The organism is Paractinoplanes hotanensis (assembly GCF_023717965.1).
Lineage (GTDB): Bacteria > Actinomycetota > Actinomycetes > Mycobacteriales > Micromonosporaceae > Actinoplanes > Actinoplanes polyasparticus.
This window is the reverse complement of sequence record NZ_JAMQOL010000034.1, coordinates 207,832-214,943: the sequence shown is the minus strand read 5'-3', so window position 1 is coordinate 214,943 and position 7,112 is coordinate 207,832. Positions and strand designations below refer to the sequence as shown.

The 7,112-nt window shown below is 72.1% G+C and carries 7 protein-coding genes; 3 read left to right on the top strand and 4 right to left on the bottom strand.

The window, feature by feature from the left end:
• Positions 1–249: 249 nt before the first annotated feature.
• The 4 genes from LXN57_RS24890 to LXN57_RS24875 all read right to left on the bottom strand — a co-directional run bounded on the left by LXN57_RS24890 (position 250) and on the right by LXN57_RS24875 (position 4,332).
• The gene (locus LXN57_RS24890; RefSeq protein WP_251800583.1) at positions 250–924 is read right to left on the bottom strand and encodes an activator of HSP90 ATPase; all 675 of its coding nucleotides are present in this window, start codon (positions 922–924) and stop codon (positions 250–252) included.
• A 146-nt stretch (positions 925–1,070) separates the two neighbouring features.
• Positions 1,071–1,919, bottom strand: a complete 849-nt coding sequence (locus LXN57_RS24885; protein ID WP_251800582.1) for a bifunctional DNA primase/polymerase — start codon at positions 1,917–1,919, stop codon at positions 1,071–1,073.
• A gap of 21 nt (positions 1,920–1,940) precedes the next feature.
• Positions 1,941–2,993: a beta family protein gene (locus LXN57_RS24880; protein WP_251800581.1), complete on the bottom strand. Its 1,053-nt coding sequence runs from the start codon at positions 2,991–2,993 to the stop codon at positions 1,941–1,943.
• A 4-nt stretch (positions 2,994–2,997) separates the two neighbouring features.
• Entirely contained in the window at positions 2,998–4,332 is a 1,335-nt protein-coding gene (locus tag LXN57_RS24875; RefSeq protein ID WP_251800580.1) for an AAA family ATPase, read from the bottom strand.
• Positions 4,333–5,239: 907 nt separating this feature from the next.
• Between LXN57_RS24875 and LXN57_RS24870 the strand changes: the two genes are divergently transcribed.
• From LXN57_RS24870 to LXN57_RS24860, 3 genes are all read left to right on the top strand, one after another.
• Complete coding sequence (locus LXN57_RS24870; protein WP_251800579.1) at positions 5,240–5,908, top strand: hypothetical protein; 669 nt, start codon at positions 5,240–5,242, stop codon at positions 5,906–5,908.
• Between the two features lie 87 nt (positions 5,909–5,995).
• On the top strand, positions 5,996–6,349 hold the full coding sequence (locus LXN57_RS24865; protein WP_251800578.1) for a DUF2795 domain-containing protein: 354 nt from the start codon (positions 5,996–5,998) through the stop codon (positions 6,347–6,349).
• Positions 6,346–7,107: an SDR family NAD(P)-dependent oxidoreductase gene (locus LXN57_RS24860; RefSeq protein ID WP_251800577.1), complete on the top strand. Its 762-nt coding sequence runs from the start codon at positions 6,346–6,348 to the stop codon at positions 7,105–7,107. The genes LXN57_RS24865 and LXN57_RS24860 overlap by 4 nt, the downstream gene beginning before the upstream one ends.
• Positions 7,108–7,112 lie beyond the last annotated feature (5 nt).

The window sequence follows — 7,112 nt, the reverse complement described above, 5'->3', positions numbered from 1 at the left end:
GCAGGGGCAGTTCGCCGGCTGAGCTTCAGCCGCTGGCGCCGTGCGCCCGTTCGCCGTCGCGCCGGTCGGCCGCGGTTGACGGCCGTGCTTCAGCCGGCAGGGGCGGGTTGCGGGCCGTGCTTCAGCTGGCAGGGGCAGTTCGCCGGCTGAGCTTCAGCCGCTGGCGCCGTGCGCCCGTTCGCCGTCGCGCCGGTCGGCCGCGGTTACCGGCCGTGCTTCAGCCGGCAGGGGCAGGTTGTCGGCCGTGCTTCAGCCGGTGGGGGCGGGGTCGTCGGCTGTGGTCAGGTTGGCGTCGGCGGCCATGGGGGCCCAGCGCTTGGCCCACGACTCGCGGGCGGCCTCGAAGGTGGCGTCGTCGGCGCCGAACAGCGAGACCGTCACCTCGAAGCGGGTCGCGGACGGATGGTCGAGCGGGATGCGGCCGGCCGCCACGACCAGGTGGCCGTCGGCGTCGACCGTCCAGGCCACGCGCGGACCGAACCGCTCCCACTCGCCGGGCGCCAGCGACAGTGCCTGGCGGCCGGTGGTCTCGCCGGTGAGATACAGGGTGCGCCGCCGGCCCTGCGGCCGCTGGTCGAGCAGGAAGCGCAGCTGGATCAGGAACGACCGCCAGCCCTCCTCGATCGCGTCGTAGACCTCGGGACCGCCGGGGCCCGTGCCCTCGCGGGCCACCCGCACCCGGGCGGCGTCGTCGTCGCCCACGACCTCGAGATAGGACCCGTCGGCCCAGCCCATCTGCTCGGGCGCCCACAGGGTCGCCTCGTCGACGAAGATCTGCTTGATCTCGGCCGCCAGCCCGTCGTAGTCCCACCCGAACCACTGATGCAGAACGTCGATCTGGGTCACGGATTCCCACGCCTCGTCGCGCCCGGCCCGGACCGAGACCTCGAGGTCGTAGGGCTTCAGCCTGCGCGCCTGGGTCATGCCCGCCCTCCGTCCGCGTGGGTGGGCCCGGCGGGGATAGCCGCGGCGGGACGCTGCTCGGTGCGGCCGATCATGACGGGCCGTCGCCGGTGGGTCGAGTGCTGTCGCAGTGGGTCATGACCCCATTTTTTGGGGCAAGAGTGGTTTCACGCCACGTCGCGGTTCAGTTCCGGATCGAACGGGGCACGTCGGCCGGCGGTCAGGCCCGAGCGCAGAGTGCCCCGGATCTCGGCCCGGCCCAGCCCGGCGAACCGTGCCGCATCCTCGAGTTCCCGCGTCGTCTCGGCCTCGTCGAGCAGGCCGGCCCCGATGAAGCGGCCCAATGCGTACGCCGCCCGATTGAGAGTGTCGTTGCGGGTGCCCACCGGCGCCCGGGCCACCCGGTCGGCCTCGGCGGCCAGGGCCGCCCGCGCGTACCGCGACGGGTGGGCGACCGGGCGGTGGCTCGGCGGCGGGGGAGGGCCCGCGATCAGGGCGCGCAGGGCCGCGGGCCCCTCGGGGAGCGCCCGGCCGGGGCGGAGCACCCAGCGGTAGTCGGCCCCGGAGGCGTGGCGCGACGGCGGAGCCACCACATAGCCCCCGTTGCCCCGCCAGTCGAGGCCGGGCAGCAGGCGCACACGGTTGCCGTAGCCCAGGGGACGGAACCAGAAATGCCACCCGCCACCGCCCGTGCGGACGCGGGGCCCGGCCGGCAGCTCGCCGCCGAGCAGGTGGCAGAGACCGTGCCAGCCCTCGGCCGAGTCGACGTCGGCGACATCCATGGCGACGCCCGTACGCAGGCCGATGTTGGCCGCCGGCCAGCGCGCCCACCACAGCTCGATCAGGCGCGGGTCGGTGCTCGCCTCGGTGAGGCCGTGCCGCAGGTGGGGGTGTTTGGCGGGACGCTCGCACGAGACTCCTTTGTCGCAGGAACAGCCGCCGCGCGGGTCAGGCGCATGCACCGGCAGGACCGGAATCCCGTGCCGGGCGTAGGCCAACGCGGCTGTCAGCGACATTAGAACAAGCGTACGACAGTTTCAGTCGATGCCGGGGTCGTCCGGCCGGAGAGCCCGCAGCACGTGCGCGATGTGGTGCGAGGTGCTCCACGACATCCAGCCGGCCGGGCTGCCGGCGCCCGGCGCCATCCGGGCCCGGCGGGCGATCTCGGCGTCACCCCACGAGAAGCGGGCGCCCGCGGCCGGCCAGTGCGGCGAGGCGACCAGCGTGCGGCACAGGTCGTGGCAGCGGTCGTCGCCGCGTCCGCCCCGCCGCGACCAGCGGTAGATCCACCAGTTGTGCTCGGCCGTGTAGCGCAGCGTCGGCAGCTGACGATGGCGCTGGACGCCGCGGCGCCGCACCGGGGACGTCACGCCGTAATCGGCGTACCCGATCCCCGGCCGGCCGATCCCGCTCCAGACCCGGGCGTCGTGCCGGTCGATCGTGACCGGCCGATCGGTGGGCAGCTCGTCGAGGTTGGCCGGCATCGCGCCCGAGGCCACGCTGATCGAGCGCCAGGGGCGGCCGCCCGCCCACCGCAGGATCCGGTGCAGCTGTCCCTCGAACCGGGCGGCGTGCGCCCCGCAGGCCGTCTCGGCCAGGTCGATCAGCAGGTCAGCCTCGTCCGCGGCCAGGCCCGCGCCGCGCAGCATCCGCTCGACGAGCACGTCGGCCTGAGCCGGGTTGGCCGCGTCGGCATGGGGCTGGAACCGCAGCACGGCGTGGCGCCCGTGCATGCGGGCGGCGAGGCCGTGGGCGGCCAGGCGGCGCCGGCTCTCGGTCGCGCGGAGCACGGGCAGCATGGTGATGCCCAGGTCGCCCAGCTGCTCGGCGAGGTCGAGCGACGGGGCCACGAGCGGGTCGGGCGACTCGACGATCTCGGAGAAGTCGACGGCGAGCGTTGCCGTGCGCGGTGGCAGCTCACGGATCAGCGACAGGATCTCGGTGCCCGGGTCGACCTCGAGGATCGGCCGGACCCGGGCGGCCTCGCCGGCCGTCAGATGGGTGAGCGCCGCCAATTCGCCCCGGCGCGGGCGCAGGATCGGCCGATAAACGCCGTCCTGTTCGGAGCCCGTCGTCGCGAAGACCGCCATTCACTCAACGTAGCGGTTTGTGTCGTCTGAGCGACACTCCCTTGTGCAGATGAGACAGGACGGCCTGATTCGCCTCCCAGCCGTCGGGGAACTTCACGGGCACGTTGAGGTGCACCGGCTCGGTCGACGGGTGGGCGTCGAGCAGCTCGGCGATGCCCTCGCGGGCCACCACGACGCACGCGTGCCGGTGGCGGGAGGTCAGCACGCACAGGCGGCCCGACTCGAGATGGAAGGCGGTCGCGTCCTGCCGGCCCGACAGCGGGTGCAGCACGATCGTCAGGTCGTACTCGCGGCCCTGGAGCCGGTTGGCCGTGTCGACGGTGACGCCCTTGGCCTCGGGCGGGAGGAAGGACCGGATGACCGCGGCCTGATCGCGGTGGGCGGCGCCGATGGCGATGCGGTCGGCGGTGAGCGCGCCGCCACCCGACTCGGAGGAGCTCACCGCCTCGCGGGCCAGCGCGCGGACGGCGAACTGGGCACAGGCGGAGGCGGCTTCGGCGTCGGTGCGGACGGTGAAGCGACCGGGCAGCTCGTGCAGGCCCCAGCCGGACGCGGCGGCCGTGTCGAGCACCTCGTCGAGCGGGTCGGCCGGCGGGCGGCCGAATCGCAGGTTGCGATCGCCGGGGCCGGTGCCGGAGCGGAAGCCCGTGAAGGGATAGAAGGCCTCGGCCACCATCGGGGCGGCCGTGTGGGGCAGCCGCCACGAGACGGGCAGGCGGTGGACGGGCAGGTCGGGGTTGTGTCGCAGCAGGACGGCGACGGCGCTCTGCATCGGGTCCCACGACAGGCCCGTCCAGCGCTCGACCTCGACCGTCGAGAACGGGTCGAGCTGGCCGGGATCGCCCACGAAGAGCGCGCGGACGAACCGGGGCGCCACACGGAGCAGCGCGTCGGAGCGCATCTGGTAGGCCTCGTCGACGATCGCCCACGGCCACGAGCCCTCGGTGACTGTCGCCCACTTGGCGGCGGTGCCGATGGTGACGGCGGGCGACCCGAGGTCGGCCACCTTGGGGCCGACGCGGCAGCGGGGATGGTCGCGAACCCGGTCGCTCGCCTCGTAGTCGACCGCGGACAACCGGCCCACGGCGACCTCGGGCGACCGCGCGCCGAGCCGGGCGATGAGGTCGTCGACCTGCTCGTTGGTCTGCGCCACGATCATCAGCGGCTCGCCCGCCGCCGCCAGCTCGCCGGCGGCCCGCACGACCAGCGTCGACTTGCCGGCGCCGGGCGGTGAGTCGACCACCACGCCGCGATGGTCGCCCTCGCGCAGATCGTTCAGCACGGCGTCGACCACGAGGCCCGCTTCGGCGGCCGGGCTGAGCAGGTGTTCCGAGTTCACCGGGGCACCGTAGCGCGAGGCCCCGACAGTTCCGGCCGGACCGGGTGACCGTCAGCGCGTCGTACCCCGCGGGAATGGTCGGGCGATTATCGGCGGCCGGCTTCTTGATCGCATCGCGGACGCCGATCCCGTGCTCCGCCGACGGGTGGAGTGAATGTTCTCAGCCGGTCCGGCGGCTCGTTCACGCCGGCGATTACTTGATTGCGCGCACAAGGGCTTTGCCGACGAGTCACCGACCCGTTGCATTGAGTCGCCGAATGGCTACCCCTCGCATTCATGGCGGCGGCGTTTGGGAGCGTTCCCATTCGCTCCGCTGCGTTATGCGATCACCGACAGTCGGGAGTGGACGTGCCCGCAGCGGCGCGGAAGTCGATGGGTCAAGGGGCGAAAAGGGTCTAAGCCGCGTATCCCCCGTGCCATCGTGGCACTGACGGAAATCCGACAGCGTTCCGGTCGGCGTTTACCTAGCGGTGCGGTCGCCCGGTCGCCCCGGACGGCGCTGAAGGTCCGGTGGGACCGGCGTCGGAGCCGTCGTGAGGCGGATCACCTGTGGTTCGCGGGTTCGCCGTGGTTGTCTTGGTGCAGGTGAGGGCACTGTGGATCGTCACTGTGAGTGGATGTTTGCGTCGTGGTCACCACCCCGAAATATCCGGGTGATTAACTGGCTGCACGGGGTTAATAGCGAAGCCGGCATGCAACTTGCACGTGCGGTTCGCCGTGCAAGTTGCATGTTTCGCATGGTCCCGGGCAGCTGCTCCATCGTCGTGGCAACGTTTTGATCGTTTCGCTGGATTTCATTCACGGGCGTTTTTGGGATCTAGGAAAGTGCACTCTTCCAGTCGATCACCGGAAGTGGAACTCTTCTAGCCAGCAGTAACGCCAGCGACACGGACGGTGGTGGTATGGAATGCGCCCAGACGTTCTGGTCGGTCCGAGCGAGTGGGTGGTCGAACAGTTCGGCGACAAGGTTGCCGCGGAGCTGTGGACCCGGGTGCCCGAGGCCCTGAGCACAGCGATCGAGCGCGAGATCCATGCTCACCCCGCGATGACGCAGACCATGGAACGCGTGATCGCGAATCCGCGATGGCCGCTTCCCTACGAGGAACTGGTGCTCTTCCTGGGCACGCTCCCCGGCGCCGAGATCATTTCTGTGTCGAAGTCGGTCTACCAGCTGGTCGTGATCGACGGCCACGTGGTGGTGCCGTGGTGCTACGGGCAGTCGGCTCGCGACTCGATGCTCGACGCACCTGTGGGGCGGTCCTTCGGCCGCCTCGCCCGCGAACTGCTGCGCCGGTTCGGCCCGCCCTGGCGCCGGTCGCAGGCCGAGTCCCCGCTGCCGCTCGACTCGGTCGACGAGCGGGAGGTCGCCAAGATCTGTGCCGCGATCGCCCAGATCGACCCGAAGCCCGAGGTGATCATCGCCGGCTTCGCCGGAACGCCCACCCTGGGATTGCTGCGGGCCTGCCTCGGTGAGATCAAGTCCACCGACAACGGCTCGCTCAACTGGAGCCACCTCGACGATCTGCCCCTGCCCCCGCCCGTGATCCCGCGCCCGCGCCGCATGCAGTTCCCCTGACCACACCGGACGTCTGACACGCACTTTCCCGCGTACGGGGAAGTGCGTGTCACGTTTTGCGCCGGAACGCACGGGCAATCGCGTGTCATGGACAGAGGAAGCAACAAGCATTCAGCCCGCGTCGACGACGAGATGGCCCACGAGGTGCGCGGCATCACGCAGGGCGTGACCGGCGGCCGCGTCGAGGAGAGCCGCGAAGCCGAACCGTCGGGCGACGACCAGCCCGAGGTCAGCGGCGTCCTGGAGGACGACGAGACCCCCGACCTCAGCCGTTTCGGCCGCTACATCGGCCTCTCGGCGCTGCCCGGCGACCGGACGAAGCTCCGGCACAGCGCCGAGACGCTGCTGGCCCCCGACGACGTGCTTGCCGACATCGACAGCCTGCCCGCCGACCGGGAGTTCGCGACCGTCACCGAGATCTGGCACGCCCTCGGCCGGTGAACACCGTCGTCACCGGCGGCGGTCGCGGGGTCGGGCGCGCGATCGTCGAGCGGTTGCTGGCCGAACCGGCCGGCCGGGTCGTCGTCGTGGAGTTCGACGAGGCCACGCTCGACTGGGCCGGCGACCATGTGGCGCGGAGCCGGCTCGTGCCCGTGATCGGCGACGCCTCCGACGAGCGGGTGGCCGATCGGGCGGTCGAGGCGGCCGGTCCGCTGGGCGGCTGGGTCAACAACGCCGCCACGTTCCCGTCCGGCTGGTTGCCCGACATGCCGGCCCGCGAGGCGAGCGCGCTCATCGCGGGCAACGTCGACCCCGTCATCACCGGGTGCACCGCCGCCATCCGGGCATTCCTCGCCGCCGGCGCAGGCGGTTCGATCGTCAACGTCTCTTCACACCAGGCCCAACGACCCGTACGCGGCGCCTTCGCCTACGCGACGGCCAAGGCCGCGATCGAGGGACTGACGCGGGCGCTCGCCGTCGATCACGGCCCGCAGGGCGTACGGGTGAATGCGCTTGCTCTCGGCTCGATCGCCACCGACCGCTCGGACGCCCATCTGGCGGCCCTGGAGCCCGCGGCCCAGCAGACGTTCGAGGACGAGATCCGGCTGCTCCAGCCCCTGGGCCGCATGGGCCGCCCGGCCGAGGTCGCCGAGGCGGCGGCCTTCCTGTTGTCGGACCGGGCGTCCTTCATCAACGGCGCGGTCATCCCGATCGACGGCGGCCGCTCAGCGGCCGGCCGCGACCCCGAGGAACTCTGAGGCGC